This window comes from Arenibacter hampyeongensis (assembly GCF_002909255.1).
Taxonomy (GTDB): Bacteria; Bacteroidota; Bacteroidia; order Flavobacteriales; family Flavobacteriaceae; genus Arenibacter; species Arenibacter hampyeongensis.
In genome coordinates, this window is record NZ_PIOB01000001.1 from 28150 (window position 1) to 48265 (window position 20116).

The window sequence follows — 20116 nt, forward strand, 5'->3', positions numbered from 1 at the left end:
TAAGGAATTATCTTATACCCGACAATATCCAAGTACAGATATTATAACTTGACATGCCCAAAAAACTTTACCTTTATCACTAAAACATTTTGGAATGAGGAAGTGGACATTAATTATGGCTCTTTTATTCTCTGGTCTCATTACGGCCCAAAAATGGGAAAGCGATTGGACAACTGCAGCGGCCCTTGCCAAACAAAATCAACAAAATGTGCTGTTGGTTTTTTCAGGTTCCGATTGGTGCGCCCCTTGTATTAAACTGGATAAAAGCATTTGGCAGTCCTCTGAATTTCAAGAGTACGCCCAGGATCATTGGACCATGCTCAAGGCTGATTTTCCCAGAAAAAAAGCCAATCAGCTACCTGATGACCAAAAGGATAAAAATGCCCAACTCGCAGAAAAATATAATAAAAATGGATATTTTCCTTTGGTCCTGCTTTTAGATCCAAATGGCAATATTCTCGGCCAAACCGGATTCAAAAATATATCCGTTAAAGAATACATTGAACTTTTAAAATCGTTTGAAGGTTGAAAAACCCAATTTTAATTGCGATTGCCTTTTTGGTTCATTGTGTCATTTTTTCCCAAGAATCGGCACATAGACGGACCACAAAATTAATGGGAAGTAGGTTCGATATAACAGTGGTTGCACAGAATGAAGTTACCGCCAACGATTATATAGATCTCGCCATTGAAGAAATTAGCAGGATTGAAAAATTGATTTCCTCATGGAATCCTTCCTCACAAACCTCTGAAATAAATAAAAATGCCGGCATATCCCCAGTAAAAGTCGATCAAGAATTAATAGACCTTATTGAGCGATGCATCACCGTCTCAAAAATTACGGATGGTGCGTTCGATATTAGTTATGCTTCCATTGATAAGGTTTGGAGATATGATGGCACTATGACGGAAATGCCCACCAAGGAAGCCATAGAAAATTCTGTTGCCAAGATCGGTTACCAAAACATTGTCCTGGATCGGAAAGCACAAACTGTATTTTTAAAACTGGAAGGTATGAAAATAGGTTTCGGGGCTATTGGTAAAGGATATGCGGCAGATAAAGTGAGGACCTTTTTAAAAGCGGAAGGCGTAAAATCCGGAATTATAAATGCCTCGGGAGATCTGACCACTTGGGGAAAACAGCCTGATGGTTCGGATTGGATGGTAGGCATAACCAACCCTCTTAATAAAGACAACATATTCTCCTGGTTCCCTGTGTATAATGCCGCTGTTGCCACATCGGGTAATTATGAAAAGTATGTTACCTTTAATGGGGTAAAATATAGTCATATTATAGACCCAAGAACGGGATATCCTTCCACTGGTATCCTAAGTGTTACTATATTTGCTCCCAGTGCTGAATTATGTGACGCCCTTGCGACCTCTGTTTTTATTACCGGAGTGGAAACGGGCCTTAATATCGTAAATCAAATAAAAGGGGTGGAGTGCATTATTATCGACGATGAGAGCAACATCCACACTTCCAAAAATATTGAATTCAACAAAACCCAATAGCATTATGCGACAATTGATCATACTTATTATTGGCATGTTATCACTATCCTCCTGCGTTGCCGTGAGAGAATATGACAAAGTGTACCTCAATGACGAAGAAATGAGCTTGTCTTCCAAAAGTTTGGAGCGCTTTGAAACTAATTTTCAGATATATCGAGAAGCTGCTGCTGGGGCCAATGGGGGCAAAACAGGTGGTGGATGTGGATGTAATTAAAATAGAAATGAAGAGATTAGCATTTATATTGTTTTTTGGGCTGATTTCATTGGCGGGATATTCCCAAGGTAACAATCTGGAATACGTGAAGAAAGTCTTGGAAACTCCTGAAGTGGAACTGCTATATAGCTATTACAGCCAGGATGGAGACAATGCTGCCGTAACCGGTGGGGAGGGAACAGAAAAATTAACGGATATGACCCCGACCATTATTGTAAGCATCCCTTTAGGTGAAGATAATGTTTTGACTCTGGATGCCGGAATATCTGCCTATACCTCAGCCTCGTCCAGCAATGTAAATCCGTTTGATGGAAACAAAACAGCTAGTCCTTGGGTAGCCTCTTCGGGCGCCTCCAAAAGTGATGCCCTAACCTATTTTCACCCAACCTTTACCCATAGTTCCAAGGACCGAAATAATATCGTTAGCGGTAACATTGCGGTGTCGGCCGAATACGATTACTTTTCATTGGGCTTCGGTGGCGGATATACCCATCTTATGAACGAAAAAAATACGGAATTGGGAATAAGTGGACAGGTATATTTGGACACCTATAAACCCCAATATCCTATTGAACTGCGTGATGGTTTTTTCGATAACCGTATTACGGGTACAGGTACCTATTCGCCCTTATTTAATGAGTTTAATGGCCTTAATAGAAATTCCTATTCCCTTTCCCTTAATTTCTCACAGATTGTCACTAAACGTTTCCAGGCATCGCTGTCTTTGGATTTTGTTCTTCAGGACGGGTTGCTTTCCACTCCACACCAAAGGGTCTATTTACAGGATCGGAACGATTTTTTTATAGAGGATTTTCAATTGGCGGACAATGTTGAATTATTGCCTACTTCCAGGTTTAAATTACCCATTGGAGGAAGGCTTTCATACTACATAAACGATCAGTTTAGCCTTCGTACCTATTTTAGATATTATTATGACGACTGGGGGGTTACCGCTTATACCGGAAGTTTGGAAGTACCTATAAAAGTATCGGAGAAGTTTACGGTATTTCCTATGTACCGCTATTATACCCAAACTGCCTCCGATTATTTTTACCCCAAGGAATCGGCTTTATCCACATATCAATTCTATACCTCGGATTATGACCTTTCGGCTTTCAACAGCAACCAATACGGCTTTGGTATTACCTATAAGGACATTTTTACCCAGTCCAAAGTGTGGAAGTTTGGCTTAAAGAGCATTAGTTTTAGGTTTAACCAATACGAAAGAACTACCGGATTAAGTGCCAGTATTTTTGAATTGGGTGCCAAGTTTATAATGGATTAGGATTTACAGGTATCGAAGATTACAATTTTGAATATCCGTAGTTGATCATATTGCACAGTCTCCTCGAGACTTCCTTGTCGGAAGACAGGCCATGTCGAGAGGGTTTAGACAATTATATTCTTAAAATGAGGCTCTCCCGATAGCCATTGGGATGAGCCGACCTGACAATGATGATGTTTATATGGTTAATTCCGTACAATCAGTTACAATTTCATAAAATCTTCTCCCAAAATTTTTCTTAGGTAAAAAACAAGTTCCTCGGCATTTTCTTGGCTAAAGACCATAGGGGGCTTGATCTTTAGAACGTTATGGTCCGGGCCATCCGTGCTCATAAGGATACCATGGTCTTTCATACGGTTGGCCAAGTAATCGGTCTGTTCCGCCAAAGGCTCCATTTGGCCATTTACCAACTCGATCCCCAAGAAAAGTCCCTGGCCCCTTATATCACCAATAATGGGAAACTCCTGCGCCAGAGTTCCTAGTTCCTTTTTTAGATAGGTCCCGACCGCCAATGCATGTGCCTGTAGCTTCTCCCGTTTCACCACCCTCAAGACCTCGGCACCTATGGCACATGAAACTGGATTGCCCCCAAAGGTGTTGAAATATTCCATTCCATTGGCAAATTTTTCCGCTACCTCCTGTGTACAGGCCACGGCAGCCAGGGGATGTCCGTTGCCCAGTGGTTTCCCTATGGTCACGATATCGGGTACCACCGCGTGCAATTGGAAACCCCAAAATGTAGTGCCCATACGGCCACAGCCCACCTGCACCTCATCGGAAATACAGAGTCCGCCCGCTTCCCTAACGTATTGATAGGCCTTGGCCAAGAATCCCTCCGGCAATTCTATCTGTCCCCCACAGCTAATGATCGGCTCTATGATAAAGGCCCCTACTCTTCTTCCCTTGGCCTGTACAGTGTCTATCTGCTTTTTGACCTCCAAGGCATATGGCTCCCCTGTATCCTTCCCCCTGTACTTGCCCCTAAAGGCATCGGGAAGGGGAAAAATATGGGTGTGTTCCGGAGCGCCCTGACCTCCCTTTCCGTCAAACTTATACGAGCTGATATCGATACACATATTGGTATTGCCGTGGTAGCCCACCTCCGAGGCAATTATATCGCGCTGTCCGGTAACGGCCTTTACCATCCGGATCGCCAACTCGTTGGCCTCACTACCGGAATTTACAAAATGGAGCAAACTTAATTCTGGCGGCAGGGTCTCCAACAGCTCCTTGGCCAGCTCATTGATATTTTCGTGCAGATACCGACTATTGGTATTGATCAGTGCCATCTGTTCCTGCCCTGCCCTTACCACGGCCGGATGTTCATGTCCCACATGGGCCACATTGTTTACGGTATCCAGGTACTTTCTACCGTATTGGTCCATTAGGTACTGCCCTGCTCCCCTTACCATTTTAATGGGCACCTTGTACTGCAGGCTTAGACTTTTTCCCAAATGTTGTTTCCTATAGTCTATGATGTCTGAATTGGAAGTAGCTTGCTTTCCCTCCAGCCCCTTGGCCTTAAACAAAAGGTTTGGATCCGGACAAAGGCTTTTCCATACGGATATCTGGCTATGATATGCTACTCCTGGAAAATCAACCTTGTAATGTAGCATGGAAAGCATGATCTGAAAATGCAGATGTGGGGACCAATTGCCGTTCTCCTCCCTACTGCCCAGGACACCAATTTCATCGCCTGCCTTTAAATGAACGCCAACCTTATGCCGGGTGGCACTGCCCACCGATAAGTGCCCGTAAAGGGTATAAAACTCCAATCCTTCCTCCCGGTGCCTTATAATTACAAGTCCGCCGTATTCCTTGTCCCCTGCATCATTTACAGCTGTGACCACTTCCCCGTCAAAAAGGGCATGTACCGGTGTTGCAGCCGGCAACCAAAAATCGACCCCCAAGTGAATGCTCCTACTCTCCCTCCCTTTGTTCCCTATCTTATCATAGGACGAAGTGGTGTAGATCGGGCGGGGCTCAAGATAGCCTCCGGCCAATATTTTGGAAGGATGTTCTCCCTGCAGTTTATTGAGTCTATACTGAAAATGGTCCAGATCGTTAAAGTCCTTTTCATGCCCCAACCATTTACTGGACACACTTAAATCTAGGGGCTGTATTGTGTTACAGCCTATACTAGGAAAAAGCTTTTCCAGAGAAAAGGAACGCCTATTGGTCCACTTCGAGAATTTTTCTTCCTTGGGATGGGCGGTATAGCCGCAGGCCTCCCTAAAGCTATAATGGGCAAAATCCGCATTGATGTCCCTCCATTTCCGGAGCAGCTCCCAAGCCGATTTCTCACTAATTAGGAGATAGGTATTGTCCGGCTCCTCCTTTTTATTGATGGCCGATTTGGTTACGGATATCACCAAGCGCATGGCGATGGCGATGTACAAATGTTCCAGTTCCGTTTCTTCCAAAGGAAAGGCTTTGTGATAGCCCCGTACAATGGGCAAAGCGGCCTCCAATGGATCATTGTGCCCCATGATGGCATAGGCACAGGCCACGGCCAGGTCGTTAATGATCTGTGTATGAACCGAATCCCCGAAATCTATGGCAGAGACCACTTTGGGATCTATAAGGTCCCCGGAAACTATAACATTGTTGTCGTTGGCATCATTGTGTACCACGGCTTTCCGTAACAGGGAATAACTGGACCCTGCCTGTTTGAACTGGTCCTGAAAGTAGGAGACGATCTCTCTTTCCCCAACGTCGAAGAGCTGGAGATGCGTAGTGGTCCAATCGCCCTGGGCCACATCCCAGACAAATTCCCGATGGGCCTCGGGATGGTCAAAACCTTGCAGGGCCCGGGTCAGTCTCCCACATTGTTCCCCCAGACTATACCGAAGATCATCCAATTGCGGGTTCACCCCGCTCCAGACCCTCCCTGATATCCAGGACAGAAGGCGCACCTTCCTGATCTGCCCGAAATCGTCATTTATTTCAGAAATCAGATTCCCCTGGCTATCCGGAATGACCTCGGGGGACGTTAGATCCTTGGCGTGTTCGCTGGCGTAGAGCAGCAATTTCTGTTGAAAGTCCAGATAATCCCCTTTCTCGTTGGGTCGGGAGACTTTCAATATGTACTGCTTTCCGTCCGATGCATCGATCTTAAAATTAAAATCGATTTCCCCGGGCAACGTTTTTGCCCTGCCCTGAACATTGAAGTTTTCAGCGGCAATTTTTATCGCCTGATCTGCAGTTATTTTAATCTTGCTATATTCCATTGATTTTGACCTACAATAATGAACCCTCCCATGAACCAATAAACCAACTACCAAAATAAGGATATTAAAGTCATGCGTCCTTGGACTTAAAAATATAAATACTATAACAATTAAGAGAGTGTTTTAAATTTTTCACTTAAAAATAATATTGATATGCTATCTTTAGAGCTTTATCAAACTTTACCAAACCATATTTATGAAAAACTTCATTTCCCGCACCCTATTACCATTTTTGTCAATGATTGTTATTTTGGGCCTAACCACTCAATGCAAGCAGAAATCTCCAAAAAAAGCTGAACCCATCAATGAAACCGAGATAGTAATCCCCGAAGGATTTTCACTTGAAGTTGTTGCGAAAGATTTGGGAAATCTAAGGCATATGACCGTTTCAAAAAATGGCGACATTTATGTTAATAGATCTAAACTAAAGGATGAAAAAGCCATTGTGCTTTTAAGGGATAACGACAAAGACGGAAAAATAGATGAACAAAAACAATTTGGCAATCTCCCCGGCACAGGAGTATTGATCAAGGATGGATACTTATATTCCTCTTCCAATTCTGGTGTCTACCGCTATAAATTGAATGGAAAGGATGAAATTATCGATATTGAAAATCCTGAGAATATTGTAGACGGATTAGCGGACATGGGACGTGACAATGCAAAATCGTTTGTTATGGACGACAATTCCAACCTGTATGTCACTATTGGCTCCTGGAACGATTCCTGTAGGGAGGAAGGTACCGGAAACGGCATTATGCCCTGTGCTATCCTGGATTCTGCCGGAGGAATTTGGCAATTCAAGGCCGATAAATTAAATCAGTCCATTGCCGATGGTAAACGGTATGCCACCGGGGTTAAAAATGCTGTTGCCACTGCTTGGAACTATAAAACCAATTCCTTATTTGCTGCTGTTCATGGGCGCGGTGCTTTCCATGATTTTTATTCAGATTACTATACCCCCAAGCACAGCGCAGAGTTGCCGGCCGAAACTTTATATGAACTACATGATGGTGATGATGCCGGATGGCCTTATATCTATTACGATCAGTTTAAGAACAAGAAAATGCTTTCTCCTGAATATGGGGGCGATGGGGAAAAAACAGCCGGTGAAAACGCTATAGACCCCATATTGGCTTTCCCTGCTCATTTAGCGCCAAATGATCTTCTTTTTTATACTGGAAATATGTTCCCTGAAAAATATAAAAATGGCGCTTTTATTGCCTTCCATGGTCAGTCTCCAGAGTTAAAAAAGGGTTATTTCGTGGCCTTTGTCCCCTTTAAGGATGGTAAACCGAATGGAAATTGGGAGATTTTTGCGGATAACTTTTCCGGAATCGACTTGGCAAACCCCAGTGGTCCAATACAAAATAGACCATGTGGTTTGGCACAGGGACCCAACGGCGAGCTCTATGTAACCGAAGATCTAAAAGGCACTATTTACAAAATATCCTATTGATCATAACTAGCCTAGTTAAGGTTTATAAAATTAAATCCCTTCAGACGTGGTTCTTTAGGGATTTAATTTACCTAATAATTTGAATTTATTCTACTCTTTCAAATCCCAAGGAATAATATTTTTAAGAAAACCTTAGGATGGAGATTTATGGATTATTTATTATTTTTCCAGTGTAAAAATGCATTATCAATTAAATTATTTCAAAAAAATCAACAATTACTATGAAAACAACTATTGCACTTCTTTCTATTTTTTGTTCACTGAATTTGGCTCAGGCCACAAATACACCAAAATTTGATGATATAGTAGTAGGCACGGAATTAATGATCGGAAGTCCTTCATCCAATTTATATGAGCATATAAAAGTGCCCAGGATGAACTTTATCATAAAAAAAGGGGGCATCCCCAATTATAAAACATTATTCAAAAGCAAAGTGGTCGTTTCCGATAAGAGGGAGTTGCCCGATGGCAGTATAGAAGTCTATTTAAAGCGTACAAACGGAAAGCCATTTTTTAATAGCCACCACCGAATAAAGGCTAAACTCAAGGAAGCTATAAATACAGAGGAATTGGTGAAACTTTAGATAGCTTCAATTTAGTTCCAGGCACCTTTAGTCCTAGGTAAGGCCCAGCTAAACATAAATTATTACTTAGTTCAAAAAAACCCTTATAATTAAGGGTTTTTTTATTATCGATTTTTAAAATAGATGAGTTAAAATTCCTCCAGGCCCATTCCGAAGCCAATAATATTACTTATCCCTGCTATTGCATAATATTAGGGCATTTTTGTATCTTACTATAAATGCATTAAGTATATAATATTGTTAGGCCTGGAAAGTGGAAGCAATAGACTTCTACTTATAATTAAATGTGAACACAAACTTCAACACTGGTTCTACTTGTTGAGGGAAAGTATATAGGATATTTACAATACAGATCAAAATTTATTTATTGAACATAAATTTTGACAACAATTGCTTAATAAGGGCAACAAAATACCAGTTCACTTTTTCGATTCTATTATGCGGAAAGTAAGGGAACTAGGAAATAATAGACAACTTAAAAAAATTAAAATGTTTAAGGACAGAAAGGACGCTGGACAACAACTGGCCAAAAAATTAAGCTCATACAAAGGCAAAGAAAATGTAGTGGTTTTGGCCATTCCTCGCGGTGGATTACCTTTAGGTGCCATTGTTGCGAAATCTTTGAATGCTCAATTGGATGTTGCCCTTTCAAAAAAAATTGGGCATCCTTTCAACAAGGAATTTGCCATTGGTGCGGTTAGTCTCAAAAACGTTATCCTAGATGATAACACTGAAATTTCTATTGGTTATATTGAAAAAGAGAAGAAACGGCTTAGGGAAAAACTAAAAAAAAGGCAAAACCAATATTTCAAAAATAGGTCCCCCCTAGGTCTAAAGGACAAAATCGTAATCATACTGGATGATGGCATAGCCACCGGAAATACCATTCGTGTTACAGCACAGTTGGTTTATGAACAAAAACCTGAAAAAATAGTGGTAGCAATACCCGTGGCCCCCAAATCGACCGTACGACAATTAAGGGCTACTGCATATATTGACGAAGTGGTTTGTTTGGAAATACCTTTCAATTTTCAGGCAGTAGGTCAGTTCTATATGAATTTCGATCAAGTATCGGACGAGGAGGCCATTAAAATTTTGGATGATTTCCACGCCCAATTGGAGTGATAGGCTTTAACCTAGGCAATTGTTTTTGATATATCTGCTATCTATTAAGGCCTCAAATTAAATATCTCCTAAAATTGCGAGCGCATTCCTTCTATTTTCGTTTACATTATTTTTCCCTTTCTAAAAAACTATTTCTTTAGACAGTATTACCAACCTTGGTGTACTCTTATAACATTCATGGCTGTTAAAACTAAATAGCTATATTTATAATGAATAAATTTATCAGGACCAAACCATGAAAAATCCACTTCGGATGGCCTCTTTCTCTGCGACAATAATTGTGTCCATATTCTCCATATTCCTATTCAGCAGTTGCGAACCTAAAAAGAAGGAACCCGAATTTTTGATGCGAGCTGCACTTTTGGTCAATGAAGACCATGCATGGTACAAGGCCTTTGCTTATTTCGGAGAAATTGTGGGGGAACGCTCTAAAGGACGCATCAAGATGGAGATTTACCCTTCTGAACAGTTGGCCAAAGAAATTGAAGCCATTCGCCTCATACAGGCCGAGGTAATAGACATGACCACCACGGGATCGACCTTGACCAATTGGTTTGAAGTAGCTACCTTCTGCGAATTGCCCTTTCTAATGCAGGACTCCACGGATATGAACCGCTATATTAATGGTCCGGTTGGGAAATTAATGGAAGAGGAAATGATCAAAAAGGCAGGGTTACGCTCCCTAGGCCATTTTGAAAGGGGACCACGGCACTTAACATCGAATAGACCAATACGACATCCCGATGATCTAAAAGGGCTGATCGTTAGGGTACCCAATGTCCCGGCATTTGTTACAACTTGGAGCGCACTAGGTGCCAAACCAACCCCTATGGCCTTTTCCGAAGTGTTTACGTCCCTACAGCAAGGCACAATCGAAGCGCAGGAAAATCCATTTGCCATGATACATAACGCCGGTTTCTCAGAAGTACAGAAATACCTCAACCTAACCGGTCATGTCATAAGTTGGGTGTACCCTGTTGTGGGCGAAAAGCAATTTCAAAAGCTGCCCACGGACCTACAGGAAATCTTGCTACAGGCGGGCAAAGAAATGCAGGCCTATGAACACCATCTCTATCTAGAAAACGAAAAGAATGTACAGGAGAAATTAAAGGCTCAGGGCATGCAATTTATTGAAGTGGACAAAGAAGCCTTTGCCAAGAAAAGTGAAAGGGCTATTTATGAAAGCCTCTCTCCTGCAATGCAGCAAATTTACCACCAACTTAAAAAAGAAAAAGACGATGCTAAATAAAATTATTGGGCGCCTCCTCAAATATGGGACCTTAATAAGTACATGGGGTCTCTTATCTACTGTACTACTTCAGATATTTTGTCGTTTTTCACCTTTCAATACCCCCTCTTGGACGGAGGAAGCTTCCCGTATTTTCTTTATCTATGCCATGTCGTTCGCTGCAGGTCTGGCCATGAAAAATGAATTTTACGTCCATTTGGATATGTTCTACAATCGATTTCCGGAAAGGATCAAAAAAATATTAAACTTGGCGATACCCCTTATTACTTTGTTTCTATTTGTCGTTATGGCCGTATATTCCATTAAATTCATTCTCTTGGGAATACCAGAAAAATCACCCAGTATGGGCTTTAATATGGGCGTAGCATTCTTTAGTATGTTTATAATGTCGTCCTCCATAAGCTTCTACCTCTGGAGAAAAATTCAAAAAATTATAAAAAATTCTAGACTATGATTTGGATACTCGTTATTGTTTTTATCATTGGTCTAGTACTTCGCTTTCCTATTGCCTTCGCACTTGGACTTGCCTGTCTAAGTTATTTAATCGTCAAAGGGGTGCCTTTGATCATAGTTCCCATGAAAATGTACTCGGGCATAGATGTTTTTGTTCTACTTAGTGTCCCTGGATTCATTCTGGCAGGCAATCTAATGAACCGAGGTGGACTAACAGAAAAAATTATTAAATTCTGCAACCATCTTTTGGGGCACATTCGTGGAGGGCTTTCATTGGTGAACATTGGAGCTTCCATGCTCTTTGCCGGAATTTCGGGAACTGCCATTTCGGATACGGCCAGTATGGGATCTATAATGATACCTGCCATGAAAAAAGAAGGATACGACACTGATTTTTCCTGTGCGGTTACCGCGGCCTCCTCAACAATTGGCCCTATAATTCCCCCAAGTGTACCCATGATCATTGCAGCAACCTTGAGCGGCCTGTCTGTGGGCAAGTTGTTTTTGGCTGGGGCGCTTCCTGGCTTGTTATTGGGGGTTGGACTTTTGTTTACGGCTTATTTTATATCCAAACGAAAAAAATATCCGAAACATAAGCGCAGTAATTTTAAGGATGTAGCACGCAGCTTTGTAGACACCTTTTGGTCGTTGTTGATGACCTTTATCATCCTTTATGGCATCGTAGGAGGTATCTTCACACCAACAGAAGCTTCCATTATTGCTGTAGTTTACGCCATGATCATTGGCAAATTCGTGTATAAAAAATTAAATTGGAAAAATACACAGGTCATTATCCTGGATAGTATGAAGACCTCGGCTTCCCTTATGGTCTTGGTGGGTTTCGCCAACCTTTTTGGCTATATATTGATTACGGAGCAAATTCCGCAGAATATCTCCAATGAAATCCTGGGCTTTTCAGATAATAAATATGTGGTTTTGTTACTGATCAACCTACTATTGATCATAGTGGGCACTTTTATGGAGACCATTGCTGCCCTGCTTATACTTTTTCCAATCTTGTTAAAGGTGGCAGTTGCCGTGGATGTGGACCCTATTCACTTTGCAGTAATCGCGGTCTTGAATTTAATAATAGGATTAACCACTCCGCCTGTGGGGGTCTGTCTTTTTGTGGCATCGAGTATTGGAAAAATTTCCATTGGGGAAGTTAGTAAGGCCGGGCTACCTTTTCTCTTGGTAAGCTTTTTGGTGCTGATTTTGGTCACCTTATTTCCGTGGTTCTCCTTGGCATTGCCAAACCTGTTTATCGATTGATTTGGGAACAGAGGGTTCAGGTTTAAGCCCTGTTTTGAAATTGCAGGAAAATTGATATTCCACTCCCCTAAATGAAACATAAAAAATTTACAAAGGATAATTTCCTAGTTGATTGTTATCTAAAACCTATAAATTAGTATTCTTAAATTAAGCCTATGAAACCAATAAATACAGCCTTATGCTCTTTTGGAATGAGTGGATTCGTTTTCCACGCCCCCTTCATTGATGTACATCCTGGATTTAATTTATACGGGGTTTGGGAAAGAACAAAAAATAACGCCCAAGCCAAATATCCCAATATAAAAACCTTCCGCCACTTGGAAGATATGTTGGCAGATAAAAATATAGAATTGGTAGTTGTGAACACACCAAGTGTAACGCATTACGATTTTACCAAACAGGCTATAAATTCAGGGAAAAACGTAATTGTAGAAAAACCTTTTACGGCTACCGTGGCACAAGCGGAAGAATTGATCCAATTGGCCAAGGAGAAAAAATTAACACTTTCTGTGTATCACAATAGAAGATATGACAGTGATTTTAGGACGGTGAAAAAAATATTGGATGAGGGCTTGCTAGGAAAAATTGTGGAGGCAGAAATCCATTATGATCGCTATGACCCTGGGCTGAGTTACAAGTTGCATAAGGAAATACCCACGGCCGCCGTTGGAAGTATATATGACCTGGGTTCACATTTGATTGATCAGGCTTTAATGTTGTTTGGTATGCCAAATGCCGTCTTCGGCGATCTGGACACCTTTCGCCCCGATTCCAAGGTAGGGGATTATTTTGATGTAAAATTGTTCTATAGCAACCATAGGGTAATATTGAAATCCAGCTATTACGTCCGTGAGATTTTACCGGGAAATATACTGCACGGAACCAAAGGTTCATTTATAAAATCCAAAGCCGATGTACAGGAGGCTGCCCTTCAGGCGGGAAAAATACCGGGCACTCAGGACTGGGGTGCAGAATTGGACAAAGAAAAAGGATTGTTGCATACGGAGAAGGATGGTAAAATTATCAGGGAACACGTCCCTACCTTAAATGGGGACTATATGGCATATTATGAAGGTATATACCAAGCTTTAAGAAATAATAAGTCGGTCCCAGTATCGGCAACAGAAGGCATGAACGTAATAAAAGTAATTGAGGCGGCTATCCAAAGCAATAAGGAGAAGAGGGTCGTGGAGTTATAGATTGGAACTAATGCATAAATTTGGACTCAATGAATTGAAATACATTAGTGTTGAAAAGACCCAACAGTGACCATCAAACCTTTTAGACAATAGGTATCAGTGAAGTGCCACAAGCGGAATACTTTTTATTTTCTTGATTCTTATAACCATTAATCAAAATAAAAAGATAAGAACCAAGATGGAAAAATTGGATATAGAATAATTTATACTACATTTGTGCAATCGATTACATTATTGCATTGGAATGACCATAAAAGCATTTAGATATATCCCTTAGGAGAAAATCCGTTCACGCCATAATAACATTATAAAAAAGTAATATGCAACCATTAAACAGAAAAAACACCAATTTAGAGTCGACCTCACCAATCAAGATCCTACAATTTGGAGAAGGAAACTTTTTAAGGGCATTTGTGGATTATGCTTTCCAAAAATTAAATCAGGAAGCTAATTTTGGTGCCGGCATTGCGGTGGTCCAACCTATTGAAAGAGGTTTGATAAAAATGCTTAATGAGCAAGACGGACTTTACACCCTGTTTTTGAAAGGAATTCAGAAAGGCAAGGAAATTCAGCATAAAGAGCTTATTACCAATATTGTAAAAGGAATTGACCCTTACAGCAATTACAAGGACTACTTGAGTTTGGCCAAGGAAGAGGAACTTCAGTTTATTATTTCCAATACTACGGAAGCCGGCATTGCCTATGTTGCCACGGACACATTGGATATGCAGCCACCAAGTTCATTTCCGGCTAAATTAACGGTGCTATTGTATGAACGCTTTAAACATTTCAAAGGTGAGGCCAAAAAAGGCCTAACCATAATTCCCTGTGAGCTGATAAATCATAATTCGGACACACTAAAGGAAATAATATTAAAATATTCCGATGACTGGAAACTGGGCGAAGACTTCAAAAATTGGCTTACCGCACACTCCTCATTTCACAACACCCTGGTAGATCGTATAGTTCCCGGATATCCGAAAGACGAAATTGCGGAATACAATGCCCAACTCTCCTATAAGGACAATTTAATAGTAGCTGCAGAAACATTCTTACTTTGGGTCATTGAAGGTGATGAAAAACTTAAGGAAAAACTTCCCTTTCATAAAACGGATCTTGATGTTAAGATTGTAAAGGATATGCAGCCCTATAGAACTAGGAAGGTCCGAATATTGAACGGTGCGCATACCTCCATGGTGCCATTTTCCATTTTATATGGAAACACCACGGTAAAGCAAACCGTAGACAACGACTTTACCGGCAAATTTGTAAACAATGCCATTTTTAATGAAATAAACCACACACTTCCAATGGGCAAGGAAGAACTCGACAGCTTTGCGGAAGAGGTTTTGGACCGATTTAGGAATCCGTTTATTATTCATAACTTATCCAGTATCGCATTAAATTCAATTTCAAAATTTAAAGTGAGGGTATTGCCAAGCTTATTGGAATACATAGACATCCATAAAAAGATACCTACCAATTTAACCTTCTCCTTTGCTGCCCTAATACGTTTTTATAAAGGAACTTGGAAGGGAGAAAATTTACCAGTAAATGATAGTGATGAAATAGTGGAGGCATTTGCCCAAATCTGGAAATCCAATAATTATATGGAAATCGCTACAAAAACCTTGAGCAATACATCATATTGGGGGGAGGATTTAACCCAGGATAAAAACCTCACCGAGGCAGTTGCCCTAGCTTTGGAAGAAATTGAAGCGAATGGCATTGAAGCAGGGTTTGCCAATTACAGTAAAAGGTTTTAAGCCTTAGAGTAAAAAAAATTAGAGGTAGATAAAATGAAAAGTAAAATCATAAAGGTAAATTCATCGGACAACGTTGCCGTTGCTTTGGTTAATTTAAAGGCAGGGGAAGTAATTTCATTTGAAGGTGAGGAAATTACAGTGATATCCGATATCAAATCCAAGCATAAAATTGCCTTGCACAAATTTGAATCCGGAGATCGCATTATCATGTACAGTGTTCTCGTGGGAAGCGCCAATGGCGTCATAGAAAAAGGAGATGTTTTAACTACGGAAAATGTTAAGCACCAAAGCGAAAAAGTTTTTGGAAAAACCGAAACCATAGGTTGGACCGCCCCTAATGTGGAGAAGTGGAAGGACCGAACATTCTTAGGATACCATCGGGAGGACGGACAGGTAGGTACCGAAAACGTATGGCTGTTTTTCCCCTTGGTTTTTTGTGAAAACAGGAATATCGAAATCTTAAAGGAAGTTTTTGAAAAGGAGCTTTTAAAACATAAAGTAAACCCGCACCAAATGTTACTTAGGTCTTTGGTGAACAATACTGCGGAAGAAGCTTCGGTTGAAAACAATTCCACTAATGTATTTGACAATATTGATGTAAAGTTTATAACCCACCCAGGGGGCTGTGGCGGTATAAGACAAGATTCAGAAAGTTTGGCCAAATTATTGGCGGGCTATGTTAACAACCCCAATGTTGCAGGAGCCACCGTATTGAGTTTGGGTTGCCAAAACCTCCAAATAAGTGTTTTTAAGGAGGCCTTGAAATCCATTAATCCCAACCTAAACAAACCAGTTCTTATTTTTGAGCAACAACAAATGGGAACAGTGGATGAGATGTTATCGGCCATTGTCAAGGAGTCCTTTGCAGCTATTAAAAAAGCTAATAATGCTGAACGCAGACCCGCTCCATTGTCCAAATTACGGGTTGGTCTGGAATGTGGGGGATCGGATGGATTTTCAGGAATATCGGCCAATCCCACTTTAGGTGCCGTTTCAGATTTATTGGCAGCCTTGAATGGTACGGCCATACTATCCGAATTTCCGGAACTATGTGGTGTAGAACAGGAATTGGTGAACAGATGTGTTGAAGACGATAAGGGCCAAAAGTTTTTAAAGTTAATGAAAGCCTATGAAAAGTCGGTTGTTGATGCCGGTTCTGGTTTTGACATGAACCCTTCGCCAGGAAATATTAAAGACGGCTTAATTACCGATGCCATGAAATCTGCAGGAGCTGCGAAAAAAGGAGGTACCTCTCCTATTCAAGATGTTCTGGATTATGGGGAATACATTACCAAACCCGGACTTAATTTATTATGTACTCCTGGAAACGATGTGGAAAGTACTACGGCCATGGTAGGTTCGGGAGCCAACGTTGTACTGTTTACTACAGGATTGGGTACCCCAACAGGAAATCCTATTGCTCCAATTATAAAAGTATCTTCCAATACGGAACTAATGGAAAGAATGCCCGATATTATTGATATTGAAACCGGAGCGGTAATACGTGGTGAAAAAACGATCGAGGAAATGGCAGGAGAAATGTTGGACTTTATAATCCAGGTAGCCAGTGGAAAAATTCAGACCAAGGCCAAATTGTTAAATCAAAATGATTTCATTCCTTGGCGTAGAGGGGTGTCTTTGTAATATTTGTTATCCATTTACCTTAATTATTAAATAATGGAAGGTTGAAGAATTGAGATAATTCCTTTAAGCTTCCTTATGTTTTAATGAAGATTTTCTAATAATCAGTTGGGGTGTCAACACCACGTTTTTGGTTATTTTAGTGTCCTCAGTATTGCTTACTTCCTCCAAAAAAACCTGAGCGGCTGTTCTTCCCATTTCCAGGGGAAATTGATCAACAGTCGAAATAGTCGTAAGTTCCATAAATCTGGTAAAGGGTTCATTGGAAAAACCTACCACGCAAATATCCTCTGGAATTTTAAATCCACTTTCCTTTATTTCCTGAATAGCTCCCAAAGCAGCGAAATCGCTGGAAGAGAATATAGCGTCTGGCGGTGTTTCCATATCCAATAGTAACCGCGCGGCTCTTCTTCCATCTAGAACGCTACTCTGTGTTTCAATGACCAATCTTTCGTCAAATTCAATTCCATTATCGGACAAGGCCTGCTTATAACCCAAGTATCTATTCCTAAATATTTCAAAATTACGATCGTTGGACAAATGTGCTATACGCTTGCAACCTTGGTCCAACAAATGTTTGGTAGCGTCGTAACCACCTTTAAAATCATCTATGGTTACAGAACTGATACCTTTTATATCCTTCTTCCTATCAAAAAAAACCAATGGCGTTTTTTTATTTTTTAGAAGTTTATTAAACCCTTTATTTTCCTCCAGATTGGCATTGGAAATAGACATTAAAATGCCATCCACCTGTACATTTACAAGCGAATTTATTTTTTCATTTTCTATATTTTCCTGGTTGTGGGTCTGGCAGATTATTACGTGGTAACCCATGGGATACAATTCTTCTTCAATGCCACGTATAACCGATGAAAAGAAATTACTATCTATTCTAGGCACAATGACGCCTACATTAAAACTCTTGCCGCTTTTTAGTGCCAATGCCAACTTGTTCTGCTCATAATTCATTTCCAAGGCAGTCTCCAGAACAAGCTTGCGCGTATTTAAACTTATTTTAGTATTGTTGTTTAGTGCCCTAGAGACGGTTGCAGCAGTAAGACCAAGTTTTGCCGCTATGTCATATATGGTCGTTTTCTTTTTCATTAATTATATCACTTGGTTTTTATATCAGTTAGCCACTGTGCAAATGGCATACTTAGATCTATTCTTTGCAAGTATACTATTTTATCCATACAATTGTAATCGATTGCATATTAATATGGAATAATAATTCGAAAACGATTGGCTTGCCGGATCTTGGAAGGTATTGTCCATCCACAAATGAAAGTATTATTCCCCTTTACTTCAAATACTTTTCTACAAAATCTTCCTTGAAAGCCCGCCCAATAGGCACATTTGTTTCTTGGTCAAAAAAGATACGGTTACCCGATACTTTTTCGATTTGTAGCGTATTCACAATATAGGATTTATGTACCTGAGTAAATTGATCTGTCGGCAAGGTCTGCAGCCAATGTCTTAAGGAAAGGGAGGTTAAATGTTTTTTTTCAGTAGTATAAATTTCGGTGTAGTCCGCTTCGGATTGGATATAAAAAATATCCGCAAGAGCAATTTTAAGATGCTCGTAGCCCGACTTAATAAAAATAACCTCTGGAACAGTCTTCCTTTCGAACTCCATTTCTATGGAAGACCTTTGTAAATTAGGCGACGGAATTTTGGAAACGGCCATTACAAATCGTTCAAAAGAAAATGGCTTTAACAAATAATCCAACACATGGTATTCATAACTTTCCAGCGCGTATTCTGAAAAGGCCGTTGTTAATATCACATGAGGTTTCTTGGTCAGAGCCTTTAAAAAATCCATCCCCGAAATCTTTGGTAAATGGATATCCAAAAAAATAAGGTCCACCTCTTCGGTTTTTAAATAATCCATGGCCTTGAGGGCATCCGCGAAAGTAGCCTTAAGTTCCAAACTTTTCATCTCACCTATATACTTTTGTAGTACTCGCTGAGCTGGTGGCTGGTCCTCGATAATGATGCAACGGATCATGTCCTTTCCTGATTAAGATCAATGTTCAACCTAACGGAATACGTGGTATCAGTTTCTTCAATTGATAAACTATGGGCTCCAGGATAGATAAGTCCAAGACGTTTTTTAACGTTCTGAAGACCTATCCCATGGGAAAGATCATCCGTATTGGTTTCACGCCGAAAAGAGTTGGCGCATTCAAATTGCAATAGGCCATTTTCCGATACTTTGATATCTACACTAATAAAAATATCCTCCGATTGACTAGCTGTACTATGCTTAAATGCATTTTCCACGAACACGGTCAAAATTAATGGTGCAATACGGTATCCGGACCCTATAATATCCGTTTTAAAATCTACGTTTCCCCGATTTTCAATTTGCAGTTCACTTAATTGTGTATAGTTTTTCAGGTGCTCTATTTCCTTGGACAAGGGAACATATTTTTCCTTACAGTCATATAGCATATAGCGCAATACCGAGGATAGTTCTAAAATGATGGTAGGCGTTTTAGGGGAATTATCAATGGCATATGAGTAAAGGTTGTTCAGGTTGTTAAACAAAAAATGGGGGTTGATCTGCGATTTTAAAAATTGCAGTTCATTTTCCTGAGCCGACATTTTTAATTTTTCCACTTCACTCTGAGAACTTATCGCATCCCAAGCAAACTTAAATCCCGACAAAATTCCAATTACCGGCAAAACATCGAAGATGGCATAATAGATCCCAGGAACAATTCTTGCTCTTTTGGTTCCTGGATAAAAAACCAGTTCCAAAAGTTCTTCGGCCCAAATTACACCAAACAACACCAAAACGACCATTCCCAAAAATTGCCAATATTTCTTACGGTATAAAAATCTGGGCATTAGAAAGTAGGTGATAAAAGCGGCAAAAATGGTATAGACCAAAAAGAAAACCAGTTGGGCGACCGTAATCCCCGGATTGTTCTTGTCGAAAGAATAGAAAAGCAGCACCAAGATATGGAGCACGACTTGAAAGAACAGTTCCTCTCTGGAAATCATGGCTTTTTTCATACTCCAAATCTAAGCTATTGCCCCCGTTTCAAAAAATTGCGGTACGCCAACGGCAAAATTAAACCCCCAAACAGCGTATGCTCTACAAAAAAACTACAGGCTG

Annotated in this window: 17 protein-coding genes; 13 read left to right on the plus strand and 4 right to left on the minus strand. The window is 40.5% G+C overall.

The genetic code is table 11. From position 1 onward, the window contains the following. The first annotated feature begins 94 nt into the window (after positions 1–94). Genes CWD91_RS00090 through CWD91_RS00105 form a run of 4 tightly spaced genes read left to right on the plus strand, consistent with a single transcriptional unit; the run spans position 95 to position 3014 of the window. Positions 95–529 carry a thioredoxin family protein gene (locus CWD91_RS00090; protein ID WP_103438929.1) on the plus strand — a complete coding sequence of 145 codons (435 nt, stop codon included), beginning with the start codon at positions 95–97 and terminating at the stop codon, positions 527–529. Continuing rightward, the gene (locus CWD91_RS00095; protein ID WP_239985590.1) at positions 526–1515 is read left to right on the plus strand and encodes an FAD:protein FMN transferase; all 990 of its coding nucleotides are present in this window, start codon (positions 526–528) and stop codon (positions 1513–1515) included. The genes CWD91_RS00090 and CWD91_RS00095 overlap by 4 nt, the downstream gene beginning before the upstream one ends. A gap of 4 nt (positions 1516–1519) precedes the next feature. Beyond that, entirely contained in the window at positions 1520–1729 is a 210-nt protein-coding gene (locus CWD91_RS00100) for a DUF4266 domain-containing protein (RefSeq protein ID WP_103438930.1), read from the plus strand. Positions 1730–1736: 7 nt separating this feature from the next. Then, entirely contained in the window at positions 1737–3014 is a 1278-nt protein-coding gene (locus tag CWD91_RS00105; RefSeq protein WP_103439827.1) for a DUF3570 domain-containing protein, read from the plus strand. A 203-nt stretch (positions 3015–3217) separates the two neighbouring features. Here the strand turns inward: CWD91_RS00105 and CWD91_RS00110 are convergent, their stop codons facing one another. Then, positions 3218–6244: an aminotransferase class III-fold pyridoxal phosphate-dependent enzyme gene (locus tag CWD91_RS00110; protein WP_103438931.1), complete on the minus strand. Its 3027-nt coding sequence runs from the start codon at positions 6242–6244 to the stop codon at positions 3218–3220. Positions 6245–6440: 196 nt separating this feature from the next. Between CWD91_RS00110 and CWD91_RS00115 the strand changes: the two genes are divergently transcribed. The 9 genes from CWD91_RS00115 to CWD91_RS00155 all read left to right on the plus strand — a co-directional run bounded on the left by CWD91_RS00115 (position 6441) and on the right by CWD91_RS00155 (position 16995). Further along, positions 6441–7703: a PQQ-dependent sugar dehydrogenase gene (locus CWD91_RS00115; RefSeq protein ID WP_103438932.1), complete on the plus strand. Its 1263-nt coding sequence runs from the start codon at positions 6441–6443 to the stop codon at positions 7701–7703. Between the two features lie 221 nt (positions 7704–7924). Beyond that, a complete protein-coding gene (locus CWD91_RS00120) occupies positions 7925–8287 on the plus strand; it encodes a hypothetical protein (RefSeq protein ID WP_103438933.1) in 363 nt (120 codons plus the stop codon). A 489-nt stretch (positions 8288–8776) separates the two neighbouring features. After that, positions 8777–9412: a phosphoribosyltransferase gene (locus tag CWD91_RS00125; protein WP_103439828.1), complete on the plus strand. Its 636-nt coding sequence runs from the start codon at positions 8777–8779 to the stop codon at positions 9410–9412. Between the two features lie 235 nt (positions 9413–9647). Next, positions 9648–10661, plus strand: coding sequence for a TRAP transporter substrate-binding protein (locus CWD91_RS00130; RefSeq protein ID WP_205164582.1), 1014 nt, complete (start codon positions 9648–9650; stop codon positions 10659–10661). Then, entirely contained in the window at positions 10651–11115 is a 465-nt protein-coding gene (locus CWD91_RS00135; protein WP_157943681.1) for a TRAP transporter small permease, read from the plus strand. Before CWD91_RS00130 ends, CWD91_RS00135 begins: the two co-directional genes overlap by 11 nt. Next, positions 11112–12386, plus strand: a complete 1275-nt coding sequence (locus CWD91_RS00140) for a TRAP transporter large permease (RefSeq protein ID WP_103438935.1) — start codon at positions 11112–11114, stop codon at positions 12384–12386. The genes CWD91_RS00135 and CWD91_RS00140 overlap by 4 nt, the downstream gene beginning before the upstream one ends. Positions 12387–12541: 155 nt before the next feature. Then, positions 12542–13585, plus strand: a complete 1044-nt coding sequence (locus CWD91_RS00145; protein WP_103438936.1) for a Gfo/Idh/MocA family oxidoreductase — start codon at positions 12542–12544, stop codon at positions 13583–13585. Between the two features lie 320 nt (positions 13586–13905). Next, positions 13906–15351, plus strand: coding sequence for a tagaturonate reductase (locus CWD91_RS00150; RefSeq protein ID WP_103438937.1), 1446 nt, complete (start codon positions 13906–13908; stop codon positions 15349–15351). A gap of 33 nt (positions 15352–15384) precedes the next feature. Continuing rightward, positions 15385–16995, plus strand: a complete 1611-nt coding sequence (locus tag CWD91_RS00155; RefSeq protein WP_103438938.1) for a UxaA family hydrolase — start codon at positions 15385–15387, stop codon at positions 16993–16995. 63 nt (positions 16996–17058) lie between these two features. Here the strand turns inward: CWD91_RS00155 and CWD91_RS00160 are convergent, their stop codons facing one another. The 3 genes from CWD91_RS00160 to CWD91_RS00170 all read right to left on the minus strand — a co-directional run bounded on the left by CWD91_RS00160 (position 17059) and on the right by CWD91_RS00170 (position 20013). Then, positions 17059–18096, minus strand: coding sequence for a LacI family DNA-binding transcriptional regulator (locus CWD91_RS00160; protein WP_103438939.1), 1038 nt, complete (start codon positions 18094–18096; stop codon positions 17059–17061). A gap of 196 nt (positions 18097–18292) precedes the next feature. After that, entirely contained in the window at positions 18293–19000 is a 708-nt protein-coding gene (locus CWD91_RS00165) for a LytR/AlgR family response regulator transcription factor (protein ID WP_103438940.1), read from the minus strand. Then, positions 18997–20013: a sensor histidine kinase gene (locus CWD91_RS00170; RefSeq protein ID WP_239985592.1), complete on the minus strand. Its 1017-nt coding sequence runs from the start codon at positions 20011–20013 to the stop codon at positions 18997–18999. The genes CWD91_RS00165 and CWD91_RS00170 overlap by 4 nt, the downstream gene beginning before the upstream one ends. Between the last annotated feature and the right edge of the window lie 103 nt (positions 20014–20116).